The organism is Halomonas sp. OfavH-34-E (assembly GCF_024124525.1).
Classification (GTDB): Bacteria; Pseudomonadota; Gammaproteobacteria; order Pseudomonadales; family Halomonadaceae; genus Halomonas; species Halomonas litopenaei.
In genome coordinates, this window is record NZ_JAMXRY010000001.1 from 74,320 (window position 1) to 99,745 (window position 25,426).

The following is a 25,426-nucleotide window of genomic DNA, read 5'->3' on the forward strand; positions in this document are numbered from 1 at the left end:
CTGCTCAGGCAGGGTTGTCGATGTCGACGAAGCGGTGCTCGACACCAAAGCGCTGCGCCAGCCATTCCCCCAACGCCTGGACGCCGTAGCGCTCGGTGGCGTGATGACCCGCCGCCAGATAATGGATCCCCATCTCCCGCGCCAGGTGGGTGGTGCGCTCGGATATCTCGCCCGAAACGAACACCTCGGCACCGGCCTCGGCGGCCGGGATGATCATGTCCTGAGCGCCGCCGGTACACCAGGCGATTCGACTCACCGCGTCGGTACCAGGCGCCTCGATCACGAACGGCTCGCGTGCCAGCGACGCTCCTACCTGGGCAGCCAGCTCGGCAACGCCCATTGGCCTTTCCAGCCGACCGTGCCACAGAAGCCCTTCGCCCATGGGCGCGTCCAGCGTTCCCTCCACCGTCCACCCAAGGCGCTGCGCCAGGGTCGCATTGTTGCCAAGCTCGGGATGGGCGTCCAATGGCAGGTGGTAGGCCAGCAGGTTGATGTCGTTGGCCAGCAGAGTCGACAGCCGCCGGCGCTTCATGCCGGTAACCGCCACCGGCTCGTTCTTCCAGAAGTAGCCGTGGTGCACCAGCACCAGATCGGCCTGCCAGCGCACCGCCTCGTCAAGCAGCGCCTGACAGGCGGTAACGCCGGAGAGCACACGGGTGACTGTGCGTGCGCCCTCCACCTGCAGCCCGTTCTCGGTGTAGTCCTTGAAGCGCCGGGCCTCCAGCAGCTGCTCGCAGGCCGATACCAGTTCGTCGCGGTCTATCATGAGATCTCCTGAAATAGCTCCAAACAAGCATCAGGTTGGCGATGCTACAATGGCGCACATTGTACGCACCGCCCCGCCGGCCCGCGACCGCCTCACTGCCAAGCGCCAAGGATCATCGCCGCATGCGACGCACCCTCTCGACCTATATCTGGCCGGTCCTCATCGGCATTCTGCTCGCCATCGTGCTGATCAATGCCTTCCCCGAACGGCTCGGCAGACTACCGTCACCGAGCGGTGACAGCCTGACGGTAGTTCCCGCCACGCCACCAGCGACAACCACCGAGCAGCAGGCACCGCAACGTCCTGCCCCCGAGGTCAAGGAGGCTGCGCCGCTGGACCGCCGTGGCGGCCCCGTGAGCTACGCCGAGGCAGTGGAGAAGGCCGCGCCCGCGGTGGTCAACGTCTACTCCTCGCGGGTCGTGGAACGGGAAACCCACCCGCTGATGTCAGACCCCTTCTTCCGCCAGTTCTTCGGCAACAATGACGTGCCGTCGCGCCAACGCATGCTTTCGAGCCTTGGCTCCGGCGTCATCGTCAGCGAGGACGGCTATGTACTGACCAACCACCACGTCATCAGCGGCGCCGACCAGGTCCAGGTGGCGCTGCGCGACGGCCGCGAGACCCTGGCCCGGGTCATCGGCACCGATCCCGAAAGCGACCTGGCGGTACTCAAGATCGATCTCGGCGACCTGCCGGTGATCGAGCTGACCGACTCGCGCAAGGTCGCGGTGGGCGACGTTTCGCTGGCCATCGGCAACCCCTTCGGGGTCGGCCAGACGGTGACCATGGGCATCATCAGCGCCACCGGTCGCAGCCATCTGGGACTCAACGCCTATGAGGACTTCATCCAGACCGATGCGGCGATCAACCCGGGCAACTCCGGTGGCGCCCTGATCAACCCCGACGGCGCCCTGGTCGGCATCAACACCGCCATCTTCTCCCGCTCGGGGGGCTCCCAGGGTATCGGTTTCGCGATCCCGGCCAACCTGGCCCGCAGCATCCTCGACGAGCTGGTCACCCACGGCCGGGTCATCCGCGGCTGGCTCGGCATCGAGGCCCAGGAGCTGAACCAGGAACTGGCCGCTTCCTTCGGCCTGCAGGCACCGGCCGGGGTAATCATCGCCGGAGTGGTGTCCCAGGGACCTGCCGACCGGGCGGGACTGAAACCCGGAGACGTGCTGCTGGAAGTCGACGGTCGCGCAGTGATCGATCCGCGTCGCACCATGAGCGACATCGCTGCGGTGGCTCCCGGCACCACCCTGACCGTAAGCGTCGCCCGCGACGGCAAGCCGATCGAGGTGGAACTGGAAGTCGGCGAGCGCCCCACGCCCCAATCCCAGTCGCAGCAGACCGGCAGCAGCCAGTCAGCCCCCTGAGACGCACCCCGAGGTGGGTAACGCAGGAGCAGTGTCCAGGCGTGCCCCTCCGCCCAGACATGAAAAGGCCCGGAATTGCTCCGGGCCTTTTCATGTCTGGCTGCCTGTCTGGGGCCGGGGGCGCTCGGTCACAACGACCACCGCACCTGCCTCGCTTCAATCCTTGATGCGGTACTCCGCCGAACGCGCGTGGGCGGTCAGCGATTCGCCACGAGCCAGCACCGAGGCGGTCTTGCCCAGGGTAGACGCCCCCTGTGGCGAGCAGTGAATGATCGAAGAGCGCTTCTGGAAGTCGTAGACGCCAAGCGGTGACGAGAAGCGCGCCGTACCCGAGGTCGGCAGCACGTGGTTGGGACCAGCGCAGTAGTCGCCCAGCGCCTCTGCGGTATGCCGTCCCATGAAGATGGCTCCGGCATGGCGCACCTGCTCCGCCAGTCGCTCCGGGTGCTCCACCGACAACTCCAGGTGCTCCGGCGCGATGCGATTGATCAACTCCAGCGCCTCGCCCTCGTCACGACAGGCGATCAGCGCACCGCGCGTACGCAGCGAGGCCCCGGCGATGGCTTCGCGCTCGAGCGTCGGCAGCAGTCGTTCCATGGACGCTTCCACCGCCGCCAGATGCTCCACGTTCCAGCTGACCAGGATCGCCTGAGCGTCTTCGTCGTGCTCTGCCTGGGAGAACAGGTCCATGGCCAGCCAGTCAGGATCGGTCTGGCCGTCGGACACCACCAGGATCTCGGAGGGCCCGGCGATCATGTCGATCCCCACCTGGCCAAAGACCGCGCGCTTGGCGGTGGCCACATAAATGTTGCCCGGCCCGACGATCTTGTCGACCCTGGGCACGCTTTCGGTGCCATAGGCCAGCGCCGCCACGGCCTGTGCTCCGCCCAGGGTAAACACCTTGTCGACCCCGGCCAGATGCGCCGCCGCCAGCACCAGATCGTTGACCACGCCGTCGGGCGTGGGCACCACCATGATGATCTCCCGCACTCCCGCCACGTGGGCCGGCACAGCGTTCATCAGCACCGATGAGGGATAGGCGGCCTTGCCGCCGGGCACGTAGATACCGGCGCGATCCAGCGGCGTCACCTTCTGCCCCAGCACGGTGCCGTCGTCTTCGGTGTACTGCCAGGAAGTGGGCTTCTGGCGTTCGTGGTAGACGCGGATACGCTCGGCGGCGGTGGCCAGCGCCTGACGCTGGTCGTCGGGCAGAGCGGCGTAGGCGGCCTCGAGACGATCGGCCCCCAGGGTCAGATCCGCCATGCTCGAGGCCTCGAGGCGATCGAGGCGGCAGGTCAGTGCCACCAGGGCGGCATCCCCCTCCCGACGCACCTGGCTGATGATCTCGGAGACCGCCTGCTGGACACCATGGTCCGACACGCCTTCCCACGCCAGCAGGTCGGTGAGACGGGACTCGAAATCCTCGTCCCGGGTCGAGAGTCGGGCCACCAGGGGCGTGTCTTGGCTCATGTCGGAAATCTCCGCTTCTGTCTTGGCCATACGTTGAGAACCCTCGGGTTCCGTTGGCTGGTGCGCTCAGCTTGCCGACTGCCGCCGCGCCTCGACGGCGTCGCTCAAGCGGCGCAGCAGCGGCTTGATCTGATCATGCTTGATGGTCATCGAGGCCTGATTGACCACCAACCGGGTGCTGATATGGGCCATCAGTTCCCGTGGCTCCATACCGTTGGCACGCAGCGTATTGCCGGTATCGACGATATCGACGATCTCGTCGGCCAGGTTCATCAGCGGCGCCAGCTCCATCGCCCCGTACAGCTTGATGACCTCGGCCTGGATGCCCTGCTCGGCGTAATAGCGCCGCGCCACATTGACGAACTTGGTCGCCACCCGACGCCGGGCACGGGCGGGCTCGGCGCCCTGAATACCAGCCGTCATCAGCTTGCAACGCGCGATATTGAGGTCCAGCGGCTCATAGAGTCCCTCGGCACCGTGCTCCAGCAGCACATCCTTGCCGGCGACCCCCAGGTCCGCCGCCCCCAGCTGCACATAGGTCGGCACATCGGTGGCACGAATCACCACCAGCTTGACGTCTGGCAGATTGGTGTCGAACAACAGCTTGCGACTCTTGCTCAGGTCCTCGGCGGGCCGGATGCCGGCATCCGCCAGCAGTGGCAGCGTCTCGTCGAGAATGCGCCCCTTGGAGAGCGCCACTATCAATTGCTTGCTCATGGTCTCGCCCGGTTGTCGGGTTGGAAGTCAATGTGGCGTGTTTCCCCGCACCGGCCCGGGCAGTCCGAGCCGGCTGGGCGGAGAAAGCTCAGCCCGGGACGCGCTTGATCCGAGCACCCAGCAGGTGGAGTTTTTCCTCGATGCATTCGTAGCCGCGATCGATGTGGTAGATACGATCGACCAGGGTCTCGCCCTTGGCCATCATCGCCGCGATCACCAGCGAGGCCGAAGCGCGCAGATCGGTGGCCATCACAGGTGCACCGGACAGGTGCTCGACGCCTTCGATGACGGCAGTATTGCCTTCCAGGGCGATGTTGGCGCCCATGCGGTTCAACTCCTGCACGTGCATGAAACGATTCTCGAAGATCGTCTCGACCACTCGCGAGGAGCCCTCGGCCACCGCATTCATGGCCACGAACTGGGCCTGCATGTCGGTGGGAAAGGCCGGATAGGGAGCGGTCCTGATATTGACCGCCCTGGGCCTGCGCCCTTCCATGTCCAGCTCGATCCAGTCCTCACCGGTGGTGATCCTGGCCCCCGCCTCCTCGAGCTTGGCCAGCACCGCCTCGAGAATGTCGGCACGGGTACGACGCACCCGAACGCGGCCACGGCTGAGCGCCGCTGCGACCAGGAAGGTGCCGGTCTCGATACGGTCCGGCATGACGTCGTGGCGAGCTCCGTGGAGCCGCTCCACCCCTTTGATGGTGATGGTGTCGGTACCGTGACCACGGATATCGGCACCCATCTTGATCAGGCACTCGGCCAGATCCACGATTTCGGGTTCCTTGGCGGCGTTCTCGAGCACCGTGGTGCCGTCAGCCAGGGTCGCGGCCATCAGCAGGTTCTCGGTACCGGTCACGGTCACGGTATCGAAGAAGATGGTGGCACCCTTGAGGCGGCCCGGCGTGGTAGCACGGATGTAGCCACCCTCGACCCGGATATCGGCACCCATGGCCTCGAGGCCACGAATATGCAGGTCCACCGGACGCGAGCCGATGGCGCACCCGCCCGGCAGCGACACGTCGGCCTTGCCGAAGTGGGCGAGCAGCGGTCCCAGCACCAGGATCGAGGCGCGCATCTTCTTGACCAGCTCATAGGGCGCGTGGCAATCGCTGACCTGGGCTCCGTTGAGCTGAATGCACATCTTTTCGCCCATCACCGCCTGCACGCCCATGTGGCCGAGCAGTTCCAGGGTGGTGGTGATGTCCTGCAGGTGGGGAAGATTGCCGATGGTGACCGGCTCTTCGGACAGCAGGGTGGCGCACAGGATGGGCAGCGCTGCATTCTTGGCGCCACTGGCCCAGACGTCGCCCTCGGCGGGTCCGTTGCCGGTAATGATCAATTTGTCCATGAAGGCGGTACCATCAGGCTCCGGTGTTTTCGGCGGCAGCCTGCCACTGTGCGGGGGTATAGGTCTTGATGCTGACCGCATGAAGGGCGCCGGAGGCGATTTCCTCGGACAGCGCACCATAGATGACCTGCTGACGCTTGACCGGTGACAGCTCGGCGAAGCGCTCGCCCACCGCAATCACCTGAAAGTTGCAGCCTTCACCCTGGATATGAAATTCACAGCCGTCGACACGGCTCTCGAGCAGCGCTTTGACGTCGCTGGGTTGCATGCACCTGCTCCTTGACCAGACCAATGACGGGAGACGCCCACGGCCTCGCCGTGACGTCCCGAAAAAACTCAAAGGGCATATGGTAAAGAAAAGCGGCGCGCTTGGCGATGACGCAGCGAGGTTTCCGCCTCTACGTCCGTCACAAAAAGGACACCCCCGGCCACCTTGCGGTGGCCGGGGGTGCCGGAAGGGCTAGCAGCGAGGGCGAGCAGCCCGGATCAAGGCGCTGGATTCAGACGTCGAACCAGGCGCATCACGGACACCAGCAGCCAGACAACCGCCGCTAGGCGGTAACGGTGCTGGAAGGCAACAGATCATCCAGACCGGCCAGCTCGGTCAACTGCCTGAGCTGCGCCGACAGCTTGATGCTGTTGAGCGACAGCCCGATCTGGCGAATGGTACGCGCCCACTCGAGCATCATGGTCAGCGCGGCGCTGGAGACGTGCTCCACCTCGCTCAGGTCGAGGCACACCGAGGTGCCCGACGCCCGACTTTGGAGCCACTCACGACCTGCCTCGGCCATGTCCGCGGCCCCATCGAAGTCGACCTTGCCACACACCCGGAGTGTACTTCCGTCCTCGAGCAGTCGGGCCGACGCCACTTCCATCAACACGCTCACGCACCGCGCTCCAGTTCGTCGACGCCGACATCCGGCGACCAGTTGTTGATCACGGCGTCGTAGTCACGGTTGTGGTCACGCATGGCCTGATCGAACTGGTTGCGGAAGGTCAGACCGAGATTGATGCCATTGACGATGACATTGACTACCCGCCACTGGCCGTTGGACTTGCGCAGGGTGTAGTTGACCGGGTAGATGGTGCCATCGGTGGCCACCACTTCCATCTCGACGCTGTCCTGATCGTCATAGCGTGAGGCGGACTGGTTATCGAGCACGCGAACTTCCTTGTACTCGAAGGTCACCAGGCCCTTGGCATAGGTGTCGAGCAGGGTCTGCTTGAACACCTCGACGAAGCGCGAACGCTGTTCCGGCGTGGCATTGTTGAAGTAGCGGCCCATCACACTGGCGCCGATGTAGCGAAAGTCGGCGACGCCACGCAGACTCTCGTCGACCATCTGCTTGAGCTCGTCGGGACGGTCCATGAAGTAGGCCTCTCGGCCGCCGATCATCCCCATCAGATCATTGACGCTGTCGCGAATCAGCTGCTCGGGGGATTGCTGGGCCATGGCCGGCAGACTGGCCAGCACCATCATCAGCGCCATCAACCAGCGGCGCAGGTGAACCATTGCGGGCAAAGAACGGGTCATGGGTTGCCTCCTTGTATCTCCGGAAACTGCCGGATCAGTCTTTCGTCAGATTGGACACGAACTGCTGGATCAGTTCCTCGAGCACCAGCGCGGACTGGGTATCACGAATCGCCTCACCCTCGGCGATCATCTCCGGTGATCCCCCGACCGACAGCCCGATGTACTGCTCACCAAGCAGGCCCGAGGTCAGGATCGCCGCGGTGCTGTCATCCGGCAGCTTGCCGGCCAGGGAGCTGTCCAGCGACATCACCACCACGGCATCGTAGAACTCGGTATCCAGCTCGATGCTCTCTACCCGTCCCACGGTCACCCCGGCCATCGTCACTCGTGCCCGCGGCTTGAGCCCACCGATATTCGCGAAGTTGGCCCGGAGCTCGTAGGTGTCGTCGGCACGTTGCAGGTCCAGGCCGCTGACCTTGAGCCCCAGGAATACCAGCCCCAGGATACCGGCCAGCATGAACAGGCCCACACCAAACTCCATCGTCTTGCTGCGCTTCATGGACAGTCTCCGCAGAATCAGGAAAGCCCGCCGAACATCACGGCGGTAAGAACGAAATCCAAGCCCAGCACGGCCAGGGAGGAATACACCACGGTACGGGTGGTGGCCCGCGAAATACCTTCCGAGGTCGGCACCAGATCATACCCCTGGAACACGGCAATCCAGGTGACCACTATGGCGAACACGATGCTCTTGACCACGCCGTTGCCGATATCGGTAAAGAAGCCGACGCTGGCCTGCATGTTGCCCCAGTACGAGCCTTCGAATACCCCGAGCCACTCGACCCCGACCAGGTAGCCGCCGTACACGCCGACCACGCTGAAGCCGATGGTCAACAGCGGCAGCGAGACGAACCCCGCCCACAGGCGTGGCGCCACGATACGACGCAGCGGATCGACGCCGATCATCTCCATGCTGGTCAGCTGCTCGGTGGCCTTCATCAGGCCAATCTCGGCGGTCAGCGCCGAGCCCGCGCGCCCGGCGAACAACAGCGCCGCCACCACCGGCGCCAGTTCACGCAACAGGGCCAACGACACCATCTGGCCGAGCGCGTCCTCGGCACCGAACCCGACCAGGATGGTGTAACCCTGAAGCGCCAGCACCATGCCGATGAACAGCCCCGACACCAGCACGATGGCCAACGACAGCACACCGACCGCATAGACCTGGGCCACCCACAGGCTGAACCCTTCTGCCGAGGGGCGCCCCAGCATGGACTGGCCGAGAAAGATGCTGGCCCGGCCGACGGCCTCCAGCAGGTCGCAGCCGCGCCGTCCCATATGGGTGATTCGTTCGATCATGGACGGCTCCCCTGGCCCAGAATGTCATCGTGAAAATCGTTGGCCGGGTAGTGAAACGGCACGGGGCCGTCCGGCTCACCATGCACGAACTGACTGACTCGGGCGTCCTGTTCCACGTCCAGCGACGCCGGTGTGCCGTGGGCCATGACCCGCCCGTCGGCGACCACGTAGACGTAGTCGGCGATGGACAGGGTCTCCTTGATATCGTGGGAGACCACCACCGCCGTCAAGCCCAGCGCCTGATTCAGCCGTCGAATCAACTGGACCAGCACACCCATGGAGATCGGATCCTGGCCGACGAAGGGCTCGTCGTAGAGAATCAATTCAGGATCCAGCGCCACCGCACGCGCCAGCGCCACACGCCGCGTCATGCCGCCGGACAGCTCTGCTGGCATCAAGTCCCTGGCCCCACGCAGCCCCACCGCCTCGAGCTTCATCAGCACCACGTCACGCACCATGCTTTCCGGCAGATCGGTGTGGACCCGCAGCGGAAAGGCCACGTTCTCGTAGACACTGAGATCGGAAAACAGCGCGCCACTCTGGAACAGCATGCCCATGCGCCGACGCATCTGGAACAGATCCTTGCGCGACAGGCGATGGACGTCCTGACCATCGATCAGGACGCGTCCGCCACTGGGGTTGAGCTGCCCCCCGATCAGTTTCAGCAGGGTAGTCTTCCCGGTGCCACTTGGCCCCATGATGGCCGTGATCTTGCCGCGGGGTATGGAGAGATCCACGCCGCGAAAGATATCCCTGTCGCCGCGCGTGAAATGCAGATTCTCCACCTCCACCAAGGAGGAAGCCGTCATCGCAGTCCCTATAGAGTCAGTATCACCGTGAACCGGCGGTTCAGACCGGACGCCCGCCCCGAATCCTCGGATTCGACGCCTGGCCAGACCTGAGCCCGAACCTTGAGAATAGAGCGCCTTGAGCCGCGCTCGGTTTTCGAACATCGTATCTTAACTCAAATGCAGCATGCCAGTGCCCCGGTTGCGCGCTTGCGCGCAGGTTTATCTAAGGGTTCAATGGGCGCCCTTTCTGCAACCAAGTCGTTCTCCATGCTGTTACCGTCTGTCGTCGTCGCCCTGGGCCTGGTGGGCCTGCTCTGGAGCGCGGATCGCTTTGTCGGCGCCGCCGCCGCCACCGCCTACCGCGCCGGCATGAGTATCATGCTGGTCGGCATGACCATCGTCTCCATCGGCACCTCTGCCCCGGAAATCGTGGTCTCGGTGATGGCCTCGCTGGATGGCGCCCCCGACCTGGCCACCGGCAATGCGCTGGGCTCCAATATCGCCAACATCGCGCTGGTACTGGGCGTGACTGCGCTGGTGGTGCCGATCCCGGTACGCTTCACCATCGTGCGCCGCGAGCTGCCACTGCTGTTGGGCGCCACCGGCCTCGCCGGCTACGCCCTGGCCGATGGCAGCCTCGATCGCCTCGACGCGGCCCTGCTGATCGCGCTGCTGGTATTCAGCCTGTGGTGGCTGTTTCGCGCCGACGAGGCCGAACAGGAGATGGCCGACGACATTCCCGGCATGGCACTGGGCAAGGCCATCGGCTGGCTGGTGCTGACCCTGGCGGTGATGATCGTAAGCTCCCGCGCCCTGGTCTGGGGCGCCACTGAGCTGGCACGCACCTTTGGCGTAAGCGAGCTGGTGATCGGTCTGACCGTCGTCGCCATCGGCACCAGCCTGCCGGAACTCGCCGCCTGCGTGGCCAGCGCGCTGAAGCGCCACCACGATCTGGCCATCGGCAACGTCATCGGCTCCAACCTGTTCAATATGCTGGCGGTACTGCCGGTACCGGCGCTGCTGGCGCCGGGAGCCACCGATCCCGCAGCCGCCGGCCGCGACTTTCCGGTAATGCTTGGCCTGACGCTGCTGCTGGCGGCGCTGCTGCTGTGGCAACGCCGAGGGCGCCTGGGGCGCTGGATCGGCGCGCTGCTGGCCTGCACCTATGCGCTTTATCTGACCTGGCTCGGCCTTTCGGTCGCGGCAGGCCCCTTGTGACAACGGCAGTAAACGGCAACAATCATGGCCATGAGCAAACACCCCTCCTCGGCGCAGACGCCGACCCTGAGCGTCCGCGATATCGCACGACGCACCCTGGAGCTGGAACGTGACGCCATCGACGCCCTGATCGGGCGTCTCGACGGCGACTTCGACCGTGCCTGCCAACTGCTGCTGGCCTGCCGCGGCCGGGTGGTCGTCACCGGCATGGGCAAGTCGGGACATGTCGGCGGCAAGATCGCCGCCACCCTGGCCAGCACCGGCACGCCGGCCTTCTTTGTCCATCCCGGCGAAGCCAGTCATGGTGACCTGGGCATGATCACGCCCGGCGACGTCGTCCTGGCACTGTCCAACTCCGGCGAAACCGCCGAGGTCACTGCCCTGCTGCCGCTGCTCAAGCGCATGGGCATTCCACTGATCAGCATGACCGGCCGAGCACAGTCGACCCTGGCCCGCCACGCCGAAGCCCATCTATACGCCGGGGTCGAGCGCGAGGCCTGCCCACTGGACCTGGCCCCGACCTCTTCGACCACCGCAGCGCTGGCGCTGGGCGACGCCCTGGCGGTGGCGCTGCTCGAGACCCGCGGCTTCACCGCCGAGGATTTCGCCCTGTCCCACCCGGGCGGCAGCCTGGGCAAGCGACTGCTGTTGACCGTGGCCGACCTGATGCATACCGGCGACCGGCTGCCCTCGGTACCGTCGGGCTCGCCGCTGCGCGACGCCCTGCTCGAGATCACCCGTCAGGGACTCGGCTTTACCTGCGTGGTGTCCCCCGACGGCACCCTGGCCGGGGTCTATACCGACGGCGACCTGCGCCGTACCCTGGATCGCCATCAGGACTTCAGCTCGCTTACCGTGGATGACGTGATGACTACCCCCGGGCGACGCATCGGCCCCGCCACCCTGGCGGCGGAAGCGGTCAAGCTGATGGAGGAAGGCCGGATCACCGCCCTGGCGGTGGTCGATGACGAGCAGCGCCCAGTCGGTGCACTGCATATGCACGACCTGCTGGCCGCCGGTGTCATCTGAGCCTCATTTATCCCTTTACAAGGAACGCCGTCATGTCTCACGAGCTTCTCGCCTCCCTCGCGCCGGAACTGGTGGAGCGCCTGCGCCACATCAAGCTGCTGGCGCTGGACGTGGACGGCGTACTGACCGATGGTCGACTGTACTTCCACGCCGACGGCTCCGAGTTGAAGGCGTTCAACACCCTGGATGGCCACGGCCTCAAGCTGGCCAAGCGCGCCGGCATCCAGGTGGCCCTGATCACCGGGCGCAGCTCCCCCATGGTCACCCAGAGAGCCAGAGCACTCGGCATCGAGCACGTACAGCAAGGGGTCGAGCGCAAGCTGCCCGCCCTTGAATCGCTGTGCGATTCGCTGGGCCTGACCCTCGACCAGGTCGCCTACTGCGGCGATGACCTGCCGGATCTGCCCTGCATCCATCGCAGTGCGGTCGGCATCACCGTGCCAGGCGCCCCCTGCTACCTTCGTCAGCACGCCGACTGGGTCACCCAGGTTGCCGGCGGACATGGCGCGGTGCGCGAGATCACCGACACCCTGCTGATGGCCCAGGGCCGCCTCGACGATATCATCGACAGCTACCTGAGCAACGGACCGCTGACATGAAACTGAGCGCACTGCGTCCAGGCTTTCGCTTCTGGCTGGTCATCCTGCTGCTGGTACTCGGTGGCGGCCTGACGTTGCTCGACCCCCGCGAGAGCAACGTCCCCGACCTGGTACCCAATGACAAGGCCGGCGAGCCCGACTACTACCTGGTGGATGCCCGCCTGACCCGCTTCGATGCCCAGGGCACCCCCCATCAGCGCATCGATACGCCACGCCTTGTGCACACACCGCTCGACGACGTCACCCGGGTGGACCAGCCGGACCTTGCGCTGATCGACGACAGCGGCCGAGAGTGGATCGCCGACGCCGACAACGGTGAACTGGGTCCGGACGGCAACCCCCTGACCCTGTCGGGCGACGCCCATCTCGAGGCCCCCGCGGAGCGTTGGCAGCTTGATACCGAGGTATTGGTCTACGACAGCGACAGTGGCCATGTCTGGAGCGAAACGCCAGCCGTCCTACGCCAACCCCCTCAACAGATGCAAGGGGAGCGCTTCGACGCCTGGATCCATGACAATACCGCTCGCCTGACCGACAATGTCACCGGTCATCATCCGCCAGAGCCTCAATAAGGAGCCCCTTCCATGATGCGTCCAAGTCCCGCCCTCCTGCTTGCCCTGGCCCTTGGCCTGGCCGCCGGCGCCACCGGCAGCAGTGTCCTGGCGCTGGAAAGTGATCGCAGCGCACCGATTCAGGTGGAGGCCGACCAGCTGGATCTCGATGATCGCGCCGGTACCGCGGTCTATACCGGCGACGTGCGCATTGTGCAAGGCAGCATGATCCTCACCGGCGAACGCGTCGAGATCCAGCGCAACGACCAGGGACAACTGTCACTGGCGACCGCGACCGGCTCCCGCGCCTACCTCGAGCAGAAGCCATCCCCGGAAGAACCGGTGGTCAAGGGCTGGGGCCGCAAGGTGATCTACCACGTGGCCGAACGCCGCATGGAGCTGATCGACCAGGCTGAGCTGCACAAGGCCAATGACACCTTCGACGGTGCCTATCTGGAGTACTTCCTCGATCGCCGCGTGGTCCAGGCCCGCTCCAGCGCCCAGGGCGTCCAGGGCGAGCAGCGCATTCGCATGACCCTCGAGCCGGAAAGCCAAGGAAACTGATGAAGACTCTCCACGCTCGCCATCTGGCCAAGAGCTACAAGAAGCGTCGCGTCGTCCAGGACATCAGCCTGTCGATCGAGCAGGGCAGCATCGTCGGTCTGCTGGGCCCCAACGGGGCCGGCAAGACCACCTCCTTCTACATGATCGTCGGCCTGGTCAGAGCCGACGCCGGCAGCATCAGCATCGATGATCGGGACCTGAGCCGCGCGGCCATGCACCAGCGCGCGCTGGCCGGTATCGGCTACCTGCCTCAGGAGGCTTCGATCTTTCGCAAGCTGTCGGTGGCCGACAACATCATGGCGATCCTCGAGACCCGCAAGGACCTCGACCGCGAGGGCCGAGAAGCACGTCTCGAGCAACTCCTCGAGGATTTCCACGTCAGCCATATTCGTGACAACCCCGGCATGAGCCTGTCCGGCGGGGAGCGGCGCCGGGTCGAGATCGCTCGCGCCCTGGCCACCGAGCCGGCCTTTATCCTGCTCGATGAACCCTTCGCCGGGGTCGACCCGATCTCGGTGGGCGAGATCAAGTCCATCATTCGTCAACTCAAGGCCCGCGATATCGGCGTCCTGATCACCGATCACAACGTGCGCGAGACCCTCGATATCTGCGATCGTGCCTACATCGTCGGCGACGGACAGATCATCGCCGAGGGCAGCGCCGAGTCCATCCTCGCCAACCAGCGCGTCAAGGAGGTCTACCTGGGCGAGAACTTCCGCCTCTAGACCGCAGGGCCGCCCGACAGCCGCAGTCGCAGTCGCAGTCGCATCAAGCGGCCGCAACACTTGCCAGCATCAGCATCCAACCGCCGGCCCTGAAAGGGTCGGCCTCACCTTGCACACAGGGCCTCCCTCGAAAGAAGCACCTCCCCCCTACCAAGTTGTTCCACATCGACCTTTACACTCCCTCCCACAGGTCAAAAAACACCAACTTGGCAAGATGCTTGCATGTCTGATGACTCGTCGTTAGGGTAAAGCCTTTCGACAACACTGGTGGATCCCGACCCATGGCCCTCAAGGCGTCACTGCAGCTGCGCATTGGTACCCAGCTGACCATGACCCCGCAACTGCAACAGGCGATCGGCCTGCTGCAGCTTTCGACCCTGGACCTGCGCCAGGAGGTCCAGCAGGCGCTGGAGGCCAACCCCATGCTCGAACTCGAGGACGAGTTCGGCGAACAGCAGACCAGGGAAGCCGTGGAAGATGACTGGGCGGATCAGATTCCCTCGGAACTCAGTGTGGACAGCGACTGGTCCGACACCTACCAGGACCTGGGCACCACCCCCGCCGGCAGTGGCGAGGCGCCGGATTTCGAGCGCCAGGCAAGCTCCCAGTCACTGCACAGCCACCTGAGCTGGCAACTGGCGATGCTCGACGTCAGCGACCAGGAGCGCCTGATCGCCGAGAGCCTGCTCGACGCGGTCAACGCCGACGGCTATCTCGAGCAGACACTGGATGACATTGCCCAGGGGCTCGAGCAAGACGGTCGTCGCCCCCCTCCCCTCGCGGAGGTGGAGGCGGTGCTGGTTCGGCTGCAACAGTTCGAACCGACCGGAGTGTTCGCCCGCGACCTGCGCGAGTGTCTGATGCTGCAACTGGATAGCCTGCCTCGCGATACCGTCCTGCTGCCCCAGGCCGGACGACTGGTAAGACAGTTTCTCGAGGCGCTGGCCAGCGGCGACCGACGTCTGCTGAAGCGCCGACTAGGACTCGATGACGACCAACTCGACAGCGTCATCGAGCTGATCCGGAGCCTCGACCCACGTCCCGGCAGCCAGTTCGGTGACAGCGATAACGACTACGTCATACCCGACCTGGTGGTACGCCACACCGAAGAGGGCTGGCGCGTTGAACTCAACCCGGATGCAATGCCCCGACTGCGCATCCAGCCCGACTACGCTGCGCTGATTCGGCGCGCGGACAAGAGCCAGGACAACCAGTTCCTCAAGGACCACCTGCAGGAGGCGCGCTGGCTGATCAAAAGTCTGTCCAGCCGCAACGACACCTTGCTGAAGGTCGGCCGGGAAATCATGGTGCGTCAGATCGACTTCCTCGAGCAGGGAGAAGCGGCCATGAAACCGTTGGTGCTGGCCGATATCGCAGACAAGGTGGAGATGCACGAGTCCACCATCTCCCGCGTGACCACCCAGAAGTTCGTGCACACGCCTCGCGGCGTGTTCGAGTTGAAGTATTTTTTCTCGAGCCAGGTCGGCCAGGATGGCGACGCCCATTCCAGTACCGCCATCCGCGCCATGATCAAATCGTTGATTCAAAAGGAACCTGCCCGCAAACCTCTGTCGGACAGCAAACTGGTGGAATTGCTGGCGGAAGACGGCGTCAATGTCGCCAGACGCACCGTGGCAAAGTACCGGGAAGCCATGAATATTCCGTCTTCCAGCGAGCGCAAGCGACTGCGCTGAGGCCTTGCGCTGCGGCGTCGCTAGCCTAGTTATCGGGAAAGCGCAAGCACTTGAAATTTCGCATGACATCTGCGTCTTTCTGCGTAGCGTCGAGGGGGTTTGCAGGATCGGAAAAAGGGTTACAATCAAGCCACCACCCGAAAGAGCAAGGAGCCTGTCATGCAAGTCAACATCACCGGCCACCACGTCGAATTGACCGATCCCCTGCGTGACTACGTACAAGAGAAGCTCACCCGTGTGGAGCGCCACTACGACAACATCACCAACGTCCAGGTGACCCTCTCGGTGGAAAAGGAACGCCAGCTGGCCGCCTGCACCCTTCACGCCGCCGGTGCCGACCTGCATGCCGAAGCGCAGGACGGCGACATGTATGCTGCTATCGACGCCCTTGCCGACAAGCTGGACCGCCAGCTGGTCAAGCACAAGGAAAAATCCCAAGCCCGCGCCCAAGGCGCCGGAATTCGCTGACTCTCATGACATTGGAAGCCATTCTCCCTCCCGAGCGCACATTGTTCGATGTCCCGGGAGGCAGCAAGAAGAGGGTGCTGGAGTTTTTCAGCACCTTCATTGCGCAGAACACCCCGAGCCTGGACAGCCAGGAGGTCTTCAGTCGGCTGATCGGACGTGAGCGCCTGGGCAGTACCGGCATAGGCAATGGCGTCGCCATTCCCCATGCCCGCAACCCCCACTGCAAGGCGCCCATCTCCGGCTTCCTCAAACTCGCGGAACCTGTCGACTTCGATGCCATCGATGGTGAGCCCGTCGATCTGGTGTTCGTGCTGCTGGTGCCGGAAGAGGCCGACGACGCCCATCTTGCCCTGCTCGGCCAGGTCGCTGGCGTCATGAACGACGCCGACACACGTCACCGTCTGCGCCACGCCAGCTCCCAGCGCGAGCTTCACGAGCGCCTGCAGGAAGCCATCCGCCAACAGGCGCCAGGGGACGACACTCCCTCCTGATCGCGGCCTTGCCTAGGCCATCAGCAATGGACGCCTGCCCAAGGAGACAGGACATGCAGCTCGTGATCATCAGTGGTCGCTCCGGCTCGGGAAAGTCCGTGGCCCTTCAGGCCCTGGAGGACCTGGGGTTCTACGCCATCGACAACCTTCCCGCGACCTTGCTGGGCGCCTTGGTGGACGAGCTGGAAAACGGTCATTCCCGCCGTATCGCCGTCAGCGTCGACGCCCGCAACCTGCCTGAGGCGCTGGAACGCTTCCCCGCCCAGCTGGCGTCCCTCAAGCAGAGTCCGATCGACTGCCAGGTGGTCTACCTGACCAGTGATGCGCGAATTCTGCTCGAGCGTTATTCCCACACGCGGCGCCGTCACCCCCTGACCCGTGATAGCGACATGACCCTGGCGGAAGCCATCGAGTCCGAACAGAAGGCCCTTTCGGGCATTCGAGACCTGGCCGATCTGGTCATCGACAGCTCTCGCCTGTCGGTACACGAACTGCGTTCGCGCATCGCCGAACAGGTCGCCGACCACCGCAGCGGCCAGTTGAGCCTGACCGTGGAGTCCTTCGGCTTCAAGCGTGGCGTGCCGCCGGATGCAGACATCGTGTTCGATGCCCGCTGTCTGCCCAACCCCTACTGGGAACCATCGCTGCGTGATGCCAATGGCTGCGATCCCAGCGTCATCGACTTCCTCGAACGCTATCAGGACGTCGCCGACATGAAACGCGACATTCTCGCCTGGGTGCGCACCTGGCTACCGCGCTATCAGCAAAGCCAGCGCAGCTACCTCACCGTGGCGGTGGGCTGCACCGGAGGACAGCATCGTTCGGTCTACCTGGCCGAGGGAATCGCCTCGGCCCTGGCCGACCAGCATCCCCGCGTCCGTCTACGCCACCGCGAACTCGGCCAGCAACGCCGACTGGACAGCGGAGGACTCTAGGCGTGGCCCGACGCACCCTGACCCTGACCAATCGTCGTGGCCTGCATGCACGCGCCGCGACACGCCTGGTCACCTGCTGCCAACCCTTTGACGCCACCGTCACCGTCCACCATGGCAGCCGCTCGGGTGACGCCGCCAACATCATGTCGCTGCTGATGCTGGCCGCCCCCTGCGGTACGGAGCTGACCCTGGAGGCCGAAGGCAAGGACGCGGACGCGGTGCTGGACGCTCTGGAGGCACTGTTCGACGCACGCTTCGACGAAGACGCCTGACGTCTTCCCTCTCCTTGTTTTGACCGCCACCCCCTGCCTGCCAAGGACGCCATGCAACTGATCCAGACCGGCAAGTACACCGAGGTCCACTACGATCCGGACCAGGACGCCTTCATCAAGACCTTCACGCCCAAGACCAGCGATCGCTGGCGCTACCGCCTGGGCATCCGGCGCTACCCCGGCCACAACTTTCGCTATGTCGCCGGCCGACTGGAGCGACTGGGTATCGCCACACCGAAAATCCTGTCGGCAGAGCGCTATCGCCTGGTCACCGCCAACGTGCACGGCATCGCGCTTAAAAAGCTGGTCCTCGACTCTCCGGAACTGCAGAACCGCTACCTGGACATTCTCGAAGCCTTGTACCGTGACCGTATCCACTGTCGTGGCCTGCACACAGAGAACTTCCTGGTCGTCGACGGAGAGGTGATCGCCATCGATCTGGATGCCTACAAGGCGCCGCGGGTCTTCACCTATCCGCGCCGAGAGTTCATCGACTGTCTGAGTCGCTCGCTGAAAAACGACGAGGCGTTCCTGTTCGAGCGCTTTCTCGAACGTGTCGACGCCCAGCATCCCTGAGCCCAGCATCCCTTAGAAAGCACCGCTCCTCCTTGTGCCCTCGCCTGCCCCGTTCTACCCCGGTTTTCCGGGTACGAGCGCTGGTGTTGGCGACGGCAGCAGCAGCGGTGGTAAACTTTTAACTCGTCACTCAGTTTACCACCAAGCGTCCTTTAGGAGCCGACATGACCTCTCCGGTGTGGCATCCCTACGCCCATCTCAAGACCCAGGCCCCTGCCCCCCGGGTAGTCGGCGGCCAGGGCACCCGTTTTACCCTGGACAGCGGCGAATCATTGCTCGACGCGACCTGCTCCTGGTGGTGCATGATCCACGGCTACGGACATCCACGGCTGGTCAAGGCGATTCAGGAGCAAGCTGCCACGCTGTGTCACGTGATGCTTGGAGGACTGACCCACGATCCCGCCGACCAGCTCGCGCGGGAACTGGTTCGCGTCACGCCAGAGGGCCTCAACCACGTGTTCTTCTCCGACAGCGGCTCGGTGGGCATGGAGGTGGCGATGAAGATGGCGGTGCAGTACCACCATCTGCGCGGCCGCCCCAACAAGCACCGCATGCTGTCATTGATGAAGGCCTACCACGGTGATACCGCCGGCTGCATGGCGGTGTGTGACCCCGAAGAGGGCATGCATTCGCTGTTTTCCGGCTTTCTTCCGAAGCACCATTTCGCCCCGGCGCCGACGGCACCCTATACGGCCACGCCAGAGCAGGTCGCCGCCGACCTCGACGCCCTGCGAGCGGTGCTGGAAGCCCACCACCACGAGATCGCCGCGCTGTTGATGGAACCCCTGCTGCAGGCCGCCGGAGGTCTCAACATGACCTCTCCGGACTATCTGAAGGGTGCTCGCGCCTTGTGCGACGAGTTCGACGTGCTGTTGGTGTTCGACGAAGTGGCCACCGGCTTTGGACGCACCGGGCGCATGTTCGCCGCCGACCATGCCGGTGTCAGTCCGGACATCATGGTGCTGTCCAAGGGGCTGACCGGCGGCTACCTTGGCCACGCAGCGACCCTGGCCAGCGACCGTGTCCATGACACCTTTATCGGCGACAGCGAGCTTCACGCCTTTATGCACGGCCCGACCTTCATGGGCAATCCGCTGGCCTGTCGCGTGGCACTGGAAAGCCTCAGGGTCTTCGAGGAGGACGACTATCTGGGCCGTATCGCTCGGCTCAACGCCATCCTTGTGCAGGAACTCGCCGGCGACAGTGACCTGCGCGCCCACCCTGCGGTGGCCGACATCCGTGTGCTCGGCGCCACCGGCGTGATCGAGGTGCACGACAGTAAAGCGCTGAAAGGCGCCGCCGCCATCGCCCGTGAACAGGGCGTGTGGCTGAGATCCTTCGGCAGATGGCTTTACACCATGCCGGCCTATATCACCTCGGATGACGAAATGCGCCAGATCATCAAGGCCATGAAGGCTCCTTTCACAGCAAACGAATAATTAGTGGGCAGGGTCGGCGCTGACTAGCTCTCTACCAGCCCGCCGGCCTATATCACCTCGGATGAGGAAATGCGCCAGATCATCACCGCAATGAAAGCGCCGTTTCTTTCTGCATAGTCAGGGTCGGCGCTGGCTGGCTCTCTACCAGCCCGCCGGCCTATATCACCTCGGATGAGGAGATGCGCCAGATCATTGCGGCCCCGCTTTACCAGGGACGGGCACCTTTCTCCGCAAACGCATAATTAGTGCGGTGGCTGGCTCTCTACCAGGCGCTACCACGCTCTACCAGCCCCAGAACAGCAGCCACCAGGCACCGATCACCGGCGCCTGGGCGGCGAGCATAGGTAGCATGGCAGCTAGTCGACGCGGGCCACCGGCGTAGCGTCCGAGGATGCCCCAGCCAAGCCCCGCGCTTGCCAGTACGCCAAGCCCCAGCAACAGCGCCCTGGCGTCATTGGCCCAGTGGATCAGCAGGCCATCGCCTCGCAGCAGGGTCAGGGTGGTCATCGACAGGCCCAGGAAGACGCCAACCGCGGCCAGGGGTATCAGGGCGTAGGACAGGTGCCACAGGCGCTGCCAGCGCCAGCGGCCAAGCAGACGGTTGGTCAGCGACAGCGACAGCGAGACAAGCCCCCCCAGCACTAGGGTCGTGGCACCGATATAGCCCAGCAGCAGGGCTCCATCGAGCAGGGTGAAGACGTCGTTGTGTTCGGGATAGTGGGTCAGCAGCCACCAGGGTGCGCTGGTTTCCAGCGGCCATCCCCAACCGTGCTGATAGAGCCAGACGGCCGCCTGCTGCTTGGCGGCTACGAACCAGGGGCTCGCCGACCAGTGGAATGCCCCCACCGCGATGCCCAGCAGGCCGAATACCACCAGCACGAACTCCCACAGGGTCGCGGGTCGCTGAGGCGGTGGCGACACCACCTCGATGCCGGGCGCCCTGAGCTCGAGATGGATAGCATCCTTGTAGCCTGAACAACGCGAGCACAGATGGCAGTCACTGGCGCTGTCCAGCTGCTTCAGCGGGATCAGCACCGGGCAGTCCGGAGCACGGCTTCTTGACACCTCACGCCGGCGCTGGCGCCGTCCGTGTTCGGTCCACACCTCGGGGTCGGCGCGATAGTGCAACGGCGCCAGCTTGGCCAACAGCGCAAAGACGCCGCTGACCGGACACAGATGGCGACACCAGACGCGCTTGCCCTTGCCGTAGACCAGACCGATCACGGCCGCCGCCAGGGTCGAGCCCCCCAGCACCAGCAGTGCAGCCTTGGGATACTGGTAGACGCTGACCAGCTGCCCATAGATCGTGGTCATGGCGAAGCCCACGAACGGCCAGCCACCCCAACGCATCCAGCGCGGTATCGCCCGGCCCATGCCGACACGACTGGCGGCTTCCGTGATGGCACCCTCCGGACACATCATCCCGCACCATAGCCGCCCCGCCACCACCATGCTGACCATGACAAAGGGCCACCAGATACCCCAGAACACGAACTCGGCGAACACTGTGAGGTGATCGAGGATGCGTGCCTCATGGTTCGGCAGGGGCAACAAGGGCGGCACCAGCAGCAGCACAGCGTAGAACGCCACCACGGCCCACTGCAGTGTCAGAATCCAGCGCCGATGATGCTTCAGCCAGGCTCCCAGACGTGCCCAGCGTCGGGTCTTGCGGGCGCCTGGATGCCGATTCTCAGCCACGGTTGGCCGAATCTCCTTGCCAGGCCCGCAGCGACGATCGCTGGCTTCTGGCATCACTGCTGGCGTCATTGTTGCCGTCCCTGTTGCCGTCACCGCCGCCGCCTCGTTCACGACACCGCTCCCTCGACGACGTTGTGGGACGGGCGCTGCCCGCCCACCCACCAGTAGACGAGGCCCCAATAGCACAGGTAGCCGAGCACCAGCGTCGAGGAAGGCCAGGCACGGTAACCGGCGATACTGGCCAATAGTCCGCCGACTCCCTGGCCATCATCCAGCCAGGCACTGGTGTCCCACAGCGGATCGATCCCGACCGGCAACCAGCCCAGATTCATCAGCCGCTCGAGCGCCGCTACCCACAGGCCCGCCGCCACCAGCAGCAGCAGGATCTCGCTGGCCCGGAAGAACCCGCGCCAGGCCAGTCGTCGCGAGGACCACTGCAGCATCACGAAGCAGGCAGCCGCCGTGACAAAGCCGAGACCTGCGGCCAGGGCGAAGGAGGTCAGTTGTCCGCCTCGCCACTGGGCCAGCCCCAGACCGTACAGAAACACCAGGGTCTCGGCGCCTTCCCGAGCCACCGCCAGGGCAACCAGGGTAGCGATGCCCCACAGCCGTGAGCGCGACAGACACAGCATGGCGTCACACTCCATGGAGCGTTTGAAGGAGGCACCGCGACGGCGCATCCACGCCACCATCTGCACGATCAACGCGGCGGCCAGCGTCGACATGGCGGTCTGAAACAGGGTCTGGGCGTCACCGGTCAACCAGCGCCCTACTCCCATCAGCACAGCACCCAGCACCACCGCCAGGGCGATACCCGCCGCGACACCGCCCCACAGCCAATTCAAGGCATCACGACGCCCCTCTCGGGCGAGCCAGGCGTAGACGAGGCCGACCACCAGGATGGCCTCCAGGCTCTCGCGCAGGACCACGATAAAGGCCGCTTCGTTCATGGGTGTGCCTCCTCGGAGGCTTCCCGAGCGATGATCACGCCCTGGGCATCGGGCAGGTGAAACTCGTCGAAGTAGTCGTAGCGCCCCGGCTTCAGCGGGTGGACCACGACGAAGGAGTGAACGCCGGGACCCATCACCTTTTCCTGGCGAAGCCGGCGACTCTCGAATTCCACCGGCGTACTTCCGGCATTATGCAGTTCGATCTTGAACCGCTGCCCGGCGACGACCTCGAGTTCGACGGGATCAAGCCTGCCGTCAACAAGGGTCAACCGGTAGGTAGGCAGCGCTCCGGCTTCTGCCTGACCAGAGGTGGCGCACAGTGTCATCAGCGACAGCGCGACCAACGGCGCCGTGATCAGCGCGCCCGAGAGACGGGAACGACGTAGCAGCAACATGACCGCCTCCTCTCAGTAGCCGCCCTTCTTGCCCACGCCGGCGTAGACAAAGTCGTACTCGACGTCGAAGGGCGCATACCAGGGTGCCACGCCGGTTTCCTTGTCGATGTGACGCATCAGGTGCGGCGCTTCGATGTGGAAGCTCAGGTGATAGCGCCCCATGCCTTCGAGCGCCACATTGACACCATAGTGGGTGCCGTCGCTGGCGATCATCGGCATCAGGCTACCTTCGATCACACTGTCGCTGCCTTCCTTCTGCAACCGATAGTCAATGTGCAGAAAAGGAATCCAGGCGCCAGGAGGAAAACCGTTGTCGTTGTCCTCGAGGGCGTGAATATCCGCCTCGAGATGAATATCGGCCTCGGCAGCGGCCAGCTCACCGGCAGGCTCCATGACCACCGGCTGCAGGTAGACCGCGGCGACTTCCATGCCGTTGACCAGTTCGGGCTCGCCGATCGGATACTCCAGCGCCGAGGCACTGCTGGAAAAGACACCAAGACAGACGGTGGTGGCCAGGGCGGCCAGGGCGGAGCGGTCAAAGATCGGCGATGCAGACATGCGAGAACCTCGGGATAGAAAATGGCGAGAACCGTTCGCGCTTCAAGAATCATTTCCATGACGAAGTTCATGAAGCACCGCCCGGTGTCGCCACACTCTAGCCTGTGCCGGCAGGCACGCCTGTGACGTGCATCAAAGTCTCTAACCTCTGTTGCACTGGCCGCGCTTTTACGTGACGCTGCACCATCGGTACCACAGGCCCCCGACGAGATAGCGAAAGCCCATGACCAGCCTCAGCAAGACCCGCACCAGCTTCTATCGACGCCTCTACCTGGCCCATCTGGTGGCCACCGGCATCGATAGCGTGCCGGCCATCACCGCCGCCACCGGCATGCCGAGACGTACCGCTCAGGACACCCTCGCCGCCCTCGAGGAATTGGATATCCGCTGCCGCTTCGAGCATCAGCCAGGCAAGCCTCACAATATCGGCCATTATCGCATCGATGACTGGGGGCCGATCGATCCCGACTGGCTGTCGCTTCACGCCGAGCGCCTGGGGCAGTTGCTGGGCTACCCCTCCCTCGCCAACGCGCACCCTTGATCCCTTCACCACGCAGGCAGCGAGTGCGCGGATATCACGACGACTCAGTCAACGGGGCGTGCATGCCCGAAGCTCTCTCGAAGCGCATCACTGGCACTGAGCGTCGATACCTCCAGCCCCAGCCTCTCCACCCATTCAAGCGTCGTCTCGACCCAGCCGTCCCGTGAGACCATGAGCCGGTCACCACAGCGGCGGCAACTCTCCACCAGCAAGCGATGCTCTCCGCGGCACTCATCCGTGAGCTCGAGCCAGTCCGCCCCTTGCGTCAACTGCAGCGCTGTCTCCGGCCACCAGGCCAGCCTCAGGCGAGGATCGACGGCCTCGGGTTCACCGGCGACCAGCAGCGCAACGGCGCCGCAGCCACACTCTGCCCTGGCGTAGAGATTGTTGCTCATGGTGTTCTCCCGGTTGATCCCTGCCCTGTGATAGCCGACGCGAACGCCCCGGCTGGTGCCAAACGACGCCAGCCCCTATAGTCGAGCTTTCCTCGACACTGCATCGGATCATGGATTCACGACTCGAACAACGGGCCCTGTCGCTTTCGATCATCACCACCCTGGGCGTCGCCCTGCTCGGGGTCAGTTTCGGCCTGCTGGCCGGCTCCCAGTCGATCCTCTTCGACGGCGTCTTTTCCACCATCGACGCCGCCATGTCGGGGCTTGCGCTGGCGGTGTCACGGCTGGTCGTGCGCGAGGCGACCTCGCGCTTCCAGCATGGCTTCTGGCACTTCGAGCCGATGGTGGCGGCGCTCAACGGTGGCATTCTGCTGCTCTTGTGCTTCTATGCCTTTCTCAACGCGCTGCGGGAATTGCTGGGCGGCGGCCACGCCCTCGCCTTCGGCGCGGCCACCCTCTACGCCGCCGTGGTGCTGGTGATCTGCAGCGCCATGGCGGTGTACCTCAAGAAGATCAATCGCAGGGCCAACTCCGAGTTTCTGCGAATCGATCAGAAGAACTGGCTAATGGCGGCGCTGATCACCGGCGCGCTGCTGGTGGCCTTCGTGATCGCCCTTATGCTGGAAGGTACCGCGCTCGACCACTGGACGCCCTACGTCGATTCGGCGCTGCTGGTGGTGCTGACCCTGGTATTCATGCCGGTGCCCATCAACATCATTCGGCGAGCCGCCAAGGACATCCTGCTGATGGCACCCAGCGCCATCGATCGTGAGGTGCACGCGGCGATGAAGGAGATCATGCAAAGGGAGGGTCTCAGCCACTACTACAGTCATGTGGCCAAGAGTGGCCGGGGCCACTTTATCGAGATCCATATCGTGACCGCGCCGAACTTCGCTGCCGGGCGCGGCATGGTAGAGATGGACGAGATCCGCGAGGAGATATCCTCACGACTGAGCATTCCCCCCGAGCGCCGCTGGTTTACCGTCGCTTTTACCGCCGAGGAACGCTGGGCCTGAAGGCGAGG

At 64.5% G+C, this 25,426-nt stretch carries 31 protein-coding genes; 16 read left to right on the plus strand and 15 right to left on the minus strand.

Annotated features, from left to right (window positions below; genetic code table 11):
- Positions 1-4: 4 nt before the first annotated feature.
- Positions 5-766 (minus strand): Nif3-like dinuclear metal center hexameric protein, encoded by a 762-nt coding sequence (locus NH448_RS00350; RefSeq protein WP_253028316.1) that lies wholly within the window; start codon positions 764-766, stop codon positions 5-7.
- Between the two features lie 122 nt (positions 767-888).
- Between NH448_RS00350 and NH448_RS00355 the strand changes: the two genes are divergently transcribed.
- Positions 889-2,142 carry a Do family serine endopeptidase gene (locus NH448_RS00355; RefSeq protein ID WP_045993360.1) on the plus strand — a complete coding sequence of 418 codons (1,254 nt, stop codon included), beginning with the start codon at positions 889-891 and terminating at the stop codon, positions 2,140-2,142.
- Between the two features lie 156 nt (positions 2,143-2,298).
- Here the strand turns inward: NH448_RS00355 and hisD are convergent, their stop codons facing one another.
- The 9 genes from hisD to NH448_RS00400 form a co-directional block, all read right to left on the minus strand.
- Complete coding sequence (gene hisD, locus NH448_RS00360) at positions 2,299-3,612, minus strand: histidinol dehydrogenase (RefSeq protein WP_253028317.1); 1,314 nt, start codon at positions 3,610-3,612, stop codon at positions 2,299-2,301.
- Positions 3,613-3,678: 66 nt separating this feature from the next.
- Positions 3,679-4,329 carry an ATP phosphoribosyltransferase gene (gene hisG, locus NH448_RS00365; protein ID WP_253028318.1) on the minus strand — a complete coding sequence of 217 codons (651 nt, stop codon included), beginning with the start codon at positions 4,327-4,329 and terminating at the stop codon, positions 3,679-3,681.
- Between the two features lie 88 nt (positions 4,330-4,417).
- The gene (murA, locus tag NH448_RS00370; RefSeq protein WP_253028319.1) at positions 4,418-5,680 is read right to left on the minus strand and encodes a UDP-N-acetylglucosamine 1-carboxyvinyltransferase; all 1,263 of its coding nucleotides are present in this window, start codon (positions 5,678-5,680) and stop codon (positions 4,418-4,420) included.
- Between the two features lie 13 nt (positions 5,681-5,693).
- Positions 5,694-5,948, minus strand: a complete 255-nt coding sequence (locus NH448_RS00375; RefSeq protein WP_045993263.1) for a BolA family protein — start codon at positions 5,946-5,948, stop codon at positions 5,694-5,696.
- A 283-nt stretch (positions 5,949-6,231) separates the two neighbouring features.
- Positions 6,232-6,567: an STAS domain-containing protein gene (locus NH448_RS00380; RefSeq protein ID WP_253028320.1), complete on the minus strand. Its 336-nt coding sequence runs from the start codon at positions 6,565-6,567 to the stop codon at positions 6,232-6,234.
- Positions 6,564-7,214 carry an ABC transporter substrate-binding protein gene (locus NH448_RS00385; RefSeq protein ID WP_045993261.1) on the minus strand — a complete coding sequence of 217 codons (651 nt, stop codon included), beginning with the start codon at positions 7,212-7,214 and terminating at the stop codon, positions 6,564-6,566. Before NH448_RS00385 ends, NH448_RS00380 begins: the two co-directional genes overlap by 4 nt.
- 34 nt (positions 7,215-7,248) lie before the next feature.
- Positions 7,249-7,713, minus strand: a complete 465-nt coding sequence (gene mlaD / locus NH448_RS00390; protein WP_045993260.1) for an outer membrane lipid asymmetry maintenance protein MlaD — start codon at positions 7,711-7,713, stop codon at positions 7,249-7,251.
- 17 nt (positions 7,714-7,730) lie between these two features.
- Complete coding sequence (gene mlaE, locus NH448_RS00395) at positions 7,731-8,513, minus strand: lipid asymmetry maintenance ABC transporter permease subunit MlaE (protein WP_045993259.1); 783 nt, start codon at positions 8,511-8,513, stop codon at positions 7,731-7,733.
- Positions 8,510-9,322 (minus strand): ATP-binding cassette domain-containing protein, encoded by an 813-nt coding sequence (locus NH448_RS00400; protein WP_045993258.1) that lies wholly within the window; start codon positions 9,320-9,322, stop codon positions 8,510-8,512. Before NH448_RS00400 ends, mlaE begins: the two co-directional genes overlap by 4 nt.
- Positions 9,323-9,571: 249 nt before the next feature.
- Between NH448_RS00400 and NH448_RS00405 the strand changes: the two genes are divergently transcribed.
- From NH448_RS00405 to bioA, 13 genes are all read left to right on the plus strand, one after another.
- Positions 9,572-10,522, plus strand: a complete 951-nt coding sequence (locus tag NH448_RS00405) for a calcium/sodium antiporter (protein ID WP_253028321.1) — start codon at positions 9,572-9,574, stop codon at positions 10,520-10,522.
- Positions 10,523-10,552: 30 nt separating this feature from the next.
- Positions 10,553-11,551, plus strand: a complete 999-nt coding sequence (locus tag NH448_RS00410; protein ID WP_108447960.1) for a KpsF/GutQ family sugar-phosphate isomerase — start codon at positions 10,553-10,555, stop codon at positions 11,549-11,551.
- Positions 11,552-11,583: 32 nt separating this feature from the next.
- Positions 11,584-12,150 carry an HAD hydrolase family protein gene (locus NH448_RS00415; RefSeq protein WP_108132652.1) on the plus strand — a complete coding sequence of 189 codons (567 nt, stop codon included), beginning with the start codon at positions 11,584-11,586 and terminating at the stop codon, positions 12,148-12,150.
- On the plus strand, positions 12,147-12,722 hold the full coding sequence (lptC, locus tag NH448_RS00420) for an LPS export ABC transporter periplasmic protein LptC (protein ID WP_108132651.1): 576 nt from the start codon (positions 12,147-12,149) through the stop codon (positions 12,720-12,722). The genes NH448_RS00415 and lptC overlap by 4 nt, the downstream gene beginning before the upstream one ends.
- A 12-nt stretch (positions 12,723-12,734) precedes the next feature.
- On the plus strand, positions 12,735-13,265 hold the full coding sequence (lptA, locus tag NH448_RS00425) for a lipopolysaccharide transport periplasmic protein LptA (protein ID WP_083970449.1): 531 nt from the start codon (positions 12,735-12,737) through the stop codon (positions 13,263-13,265).
- Positions 13,265-13,990 carry an LPS export ABC transporter ATP-binding protein gene (lptB, locus tag NH448_RS00430; RefSeq protein ID WP_045993254.1) on the plus strand — a complete coding sequence of 242 codons (726 nt, stop codon included), beginning with the start codon at positions 13,265-13,267 and terminating at the stop codon, positions 13,988-13,990. Before lptA ends, lptB begins: the two co-directional genes overlap by 1 nt.
- 281 nt (positions 13,991-14,271) lie before the next feature.
- The gene (locus NH448_RS00435) at positions 14,272-15,684 is read left to right on the plus strand and encodes an RNA polymerase factor sigma-54 (RefSeq protein ID WP_213228699.1); all 1,413 of its coding nucleotides are present in this window, start codon (positions 14,272-14,274) and stop codon (positions 15,682-15,684) included.
- Between the two features lie 159 nt (positions 15,685-15,843).
- Complete coding sequence (raiA, locus tag NH448_RS00440) at positions 15,844-16,152, plus strand: ribosome-associated translation inhibitor RaiA (RefSeq protein WP_108447660.1); 309 nt, start codon at positions 15,844-15,846, stop codon at positions 16,150-16,152.
- A 5-nt stretch (positions 16,153-16,157) separates the two neighbouring features.
- Positions 16,158-16,643, plus strand: coding sequence for a PTS IIA-like nitrogen regulatory protein PtsN (gene ptsN, locus NH448_RS00445; protein ID WP_045993251.1), 486 nt, complete (start codon positions 16,158-16,160; stop codon positions 16,641-16,643).
- Positions 16,644-16,696: 53 nt separating this feature from the next.
- Entirely contained in the window at positions 16,697-17,578 is an 882-nt protein-coding gene (gene rapZ / locus NH448_RS00450) for an RNase adapter RapZ (protein WP_045993250.1), read from the plus strand.
- Between the two features lie 2 nt (positions 17,579-17,580).
- Positions 17,581-17,850, plus strand: a complete 270-nt coding sequence (locus tag NH448_RS00455) for an HPr family phosphocarrier protein (RefSeq protein ID WP_045993249.1) — start codon at positions 17,581-17,583, stop codon at positions 17,848-17,850.
- A 51-nt stretch (positions 17,851-17,901) separates the two neighbouring features.
- Positions 17,902-18,426 carry a hypothetical protein gene (locus NH448_RS00460; RefSeq protein WP_124804346.1) on the plus strand — a complete coding sequence of 175 codons (525 nt, stop codon included), beginning with the start codon at positions 17,902-17,904 and terminating at the stop codon, positions 18,424-18,426.
- Between the two features lie 164 nt (positions 18,427-18,590).
- Positions 18,591-19,865 (plus strand): adenosylmethionine--8-amino-7-oxononanoate transaminase, encoded by a 1,275-nt coding sequence (bioA, locus tag NH448_RS00465; RefSeq protein ID WP_253028322.1) that lies wholly within the window; start codon positions 18,591-18,593, stop codon positions 19,863-19,865.
- Between the two features lie 282 nt (positions 19,866-20,147).
- Here bioA and NH448_RS00470 read toward each other — a convergent pair whose 3' ends face one another.
- The 4 genes from NH448_RS00470 to NH448_RS00485 all read right to left on the minus strand — a co-directional run bounded on the left by NH448_RS00470 (position 20,148) and on the right by NH448_RS00485 (position 23,466).
- Positions 20,148-21,563, minus strand: a complete 1,416-nt coding sequence (locus tag NH448_RS00470; RefSeq protein ID WP_253028323.1) for a 4Fe-4S binding protein — start codon at positions 21,561-21,563, stop codon at positions 20,148-20,150.
- 107 nt (positions 21,564-21,670) lie between these two features.
- Positions 21,671-22,513: an FTR1 family protein gene (locus tag NH448_RS00475; RefSeq protein WP_253028324.1), complete on the minus strand. Its 843-nt coding sequence runs from the start codon at positions 22,511-22,513 to the stop codon at positions 21,671-21,673.
- Positions 22,510-22,908, minus strand: coding sequence for a cupredoxin domain-containing protein (locus NH448_RS00480; protein ID WP_231498632.1), 399 nt, complete (start codon positions 22,906-22,908; stop codon positions 22,510-22,512). Before NH448_RS00480 ends, NH448_RS00475 begins: the two co-directional genes overlap by 4 nt.
- Positions 22,909-22,920: 12 nt before the next feature.
- Positions 22,921-23,466, minus strand: coding sequence for an iron transporter (locus NH448_RS00485; RefSeq protein ID WP_108132645.1), 546 nt, complete (start codon positions 23,464-23,466; stop codon positions 22,921-22,923).
- A gap of 223 nt (positions 23,467-23,689) precedes the next feature.
- Between NH448_RS00485 and NH448_RS00490 the strand changes: the two genes are divergently transcribed.
- Positions 23,690-24,007 (plus strand): winged helix-turn-helix domain-containing protein, encoded by a 318-nt coding sequence (locus tag NH448_RS00490; protein WP_045993245.1) that lies wholly within the window; start codon positions 23,690-23,692, stop codon positions 24,005-24,007.
- A gap of 44 nt (positions 24,008-24,051) precedes the next feature.
- Here NH448_RS00490 and NH448_RS00495 read toward each other — a convergent pair whose 3' ends face one another.
- Positions 24,052-24,402 (minus strand): hypothetical protein, encoded by a 351-nt coding sequence (locus NH448_RS00495; protein ID WP_253028325.1) that lies wholly within the window; start codon positions 24,400-24,402, stop codon positions 24,052-24,054.
- Positions 24,403-24,512: 110 nt separating this feature from the next.
- On the opposite strand from NH448_RS00495, the gene NH448_RS00500 reads away from it, so the two are divergent.
- Positions 24,513-25,418, plus strand: a complete 906-nt coding sequence (locus NH448_RS00500; RefSeq protein WP_108132642.1) for a cation diffusion facilitator family transporter — start codon at positions 24,513-24,515, stop codon at positions 25,416-25,418.
- The last annotated feature ends 8 nt before the right edge of the window (positions 25,419-25,426 follow it).

Excerpts from the sequence above, each read along its gene's own strand:
- NH448_RS00350 (WP_253028316.1), bottom strand. The coding sequence starts at position 766 with ATGATAGACCGCGACGAACTGGTATCGGCCTGCGAGCAGCTGCTGGAG.
- NH448_RS00355 (WP_045993360.1), top strand. The coding sequence starts at position 889 with ATGCGACGCACCCTCTCGACCTATATCTGGCCGGTCCTCATCGGCATT.
- hisD (WP_253028317.1), bottom strand. The coding sequence starts at position 3,612 with ATGAGCCAAGACACGCCCCTGGTGGCCCGACTCTCGACCCGGGACGAG.
- hisG (WP_253028318.1), bottom strand. The coding sequence starts at position 4,329 with ATGAGCAAGCAATTGATAGTGGCGCTCTCCAAGGGGCGCATTCTCGAC.
- murA (WP_253028319.1), bottom strand. The coding sequence starts at position 5,680 with ATGGACAAATTGATCATTACCGGCAACGGACCCGCCGAGGGCGACGTC.
- NH448_RS00375 (WP_045993263.1), bottom strand. The coding sequence starts at position 5,948 with ATGCAACCCAGCGACGTCAAAGCGCTGCTCGAGAGCCGTGTCGACGGC.
- NH448_RS00385 (WP_045993261.1), bottom strand. The coding sequence starts at position 7,214 with ATGACCCGTTCTTTGCCCGCAATGGTTCACCTGCGCCGCTGGTTGATG.
- mlaD (WP_045993260.1), bottom strand. The coding sequence starts at position 7,713 with ATGAAGCGCAGCAAGACGATGGAGTTTGGTGTGGGCCTGTTCATGCTG.
- mlaE (WP_045993259.1), bottom strand. The coding sequence starts at position 8,513 with ATGATCGAACGAATCACCCATATGGGACGGCGCGGCTGCGACCTGCTG.
- NH448_RS00400 (WP_045993258.1), bottom strand. The coding sequence starts at position 9,322 with ATGACGGCTTCCTCCTTGGTGGAGGTGGAGAATCTGCATTTCACGCGC.
- NH448_RS00405 (WP_253028321.1), top strand. The coding sequence starts at position 9,572 with ATGCTGTTACCGTCTGTCGTCGTCGCCCTGGGCCTGGTGGGCCTGCTC.
- NH448_RS00410 (WP_108447960.1), top strand. The coding sequence starts at position 10,553 with ATGAGCAAACACCCCTCCTCGGCGCAGACGCCGACCCTGAGCGTCCGC.
- NH448_RS00415 (WP_108132652.1), top strand. The coding sequence starts at position 11,584 with ATGTCTCACGAGCTTCTCGCCTCCCTCGCGCCGGAACTGGTGGAGCGC.
- lptC (WP_108132651.1), top strand. The coding sequence starts at position 12,147 with ATGAAACTGAGCGCACTGCGTCCAGGCTTTCGCTTCTGGCTGGTCATC.
- lptA (WP_083970449.1), top strand. The coding sequence starts at position 12,735 with ATGATGCGTCCAAGTCCCGCCCTCCTGCTTGCCCTGGCCCTTGGCCTG.
- lptB (WP_045993254.1), top strand. The coding sequence starts at position 13,265 with ATGAAGACTCTCCACGCTCGCCATCTGGCCAAGAGCTACAAGAAGCGT.
- NH448_RS00435 (WP_213228699.1), top strand. The coding sequence starts at position 14,272 with ATGGCCCTCAAGGCGTCACTGCAGCTGCGCATTGGTACCCAGCTGACC.
- raiA (WP_108447660.1), top strand. The coding sequence starts at position 15,844 with ATGCAAGTCAACATCACCGGCCACCACGTCGAATTGACCGATCCCCTG.
- ptsN (WP_045993251.1), top strand. The coding sequence starts at position 16,158 with ATGACATTGGAAGCCATTCTCCCTCCCGAGCGCACATTGTTCGATGTC.
- rapZ (WP_045993250.1), top strand. The coding sequence starts at position 16,697 with ATGCAGCTCGTGATCATCAGTGGTCGCTCCGGCTCGGGAAAGTCCGTG.
- NH448_RS00460 (WP_124804346.1), top strand. The coding sequence starts at position 17,902 with ATGCAACTGATCCAGACCGGCAAGTACACCGAGGTCCACTACGATCCG.
- bioA (WP_253028322.1), top strand. The coding sequence starts at position 18,591 with ATGACCTCTCCGGTGTGGCATCCCTACGCCCATCTCAAGACCCAGGCC.
- NH448_RS00475 (WP_253028324.1), bottom strand. The coding sequence starts at position 22,513 with ATGAACGAAGCGGCCTTTATCGTGGTCCTGCGCGAGAGCCTGGAGGCC.
- NH448_RS00480 (WP_231498632.1), bottom strand. The coding sequence starts at position 22,908 with ATGTTGCTGCTACGTCGTTCCCGTCTCTCGGGCGCGCTGATCACGGCG.
- NH448_RS00485 (WP_108132645.1), bottom strand. The coding sequence starts at position 23,466 with ATGTCTGCATCGCCGATCTTTGACCGCTCCGCCCTGGCCGCCCTGGCC.
- NH448_RS00490 (WP_045993245.1), top strand. The coding sequence starts at position 23,690 with ATGACCAGCCTCAGCAAGACCCGCACCAGCTTCTATCGACGCCTCTAC.
- NH448_RS00495 (WP_253028325.1), bottom strand. The coding sequence starts at position 24,402 with ATGAGCAACAATCTCTACGCCAGGGCAGAGTGTGGCTGCGGCGCCGTT.
- NH448_RS00500 (WP_108132642.1), top strand. The coding sequence starts at position 24,513 with ATGGATTCACGACTCGAACAACGGGCCCTGTCGCTTTCGATCATCACC.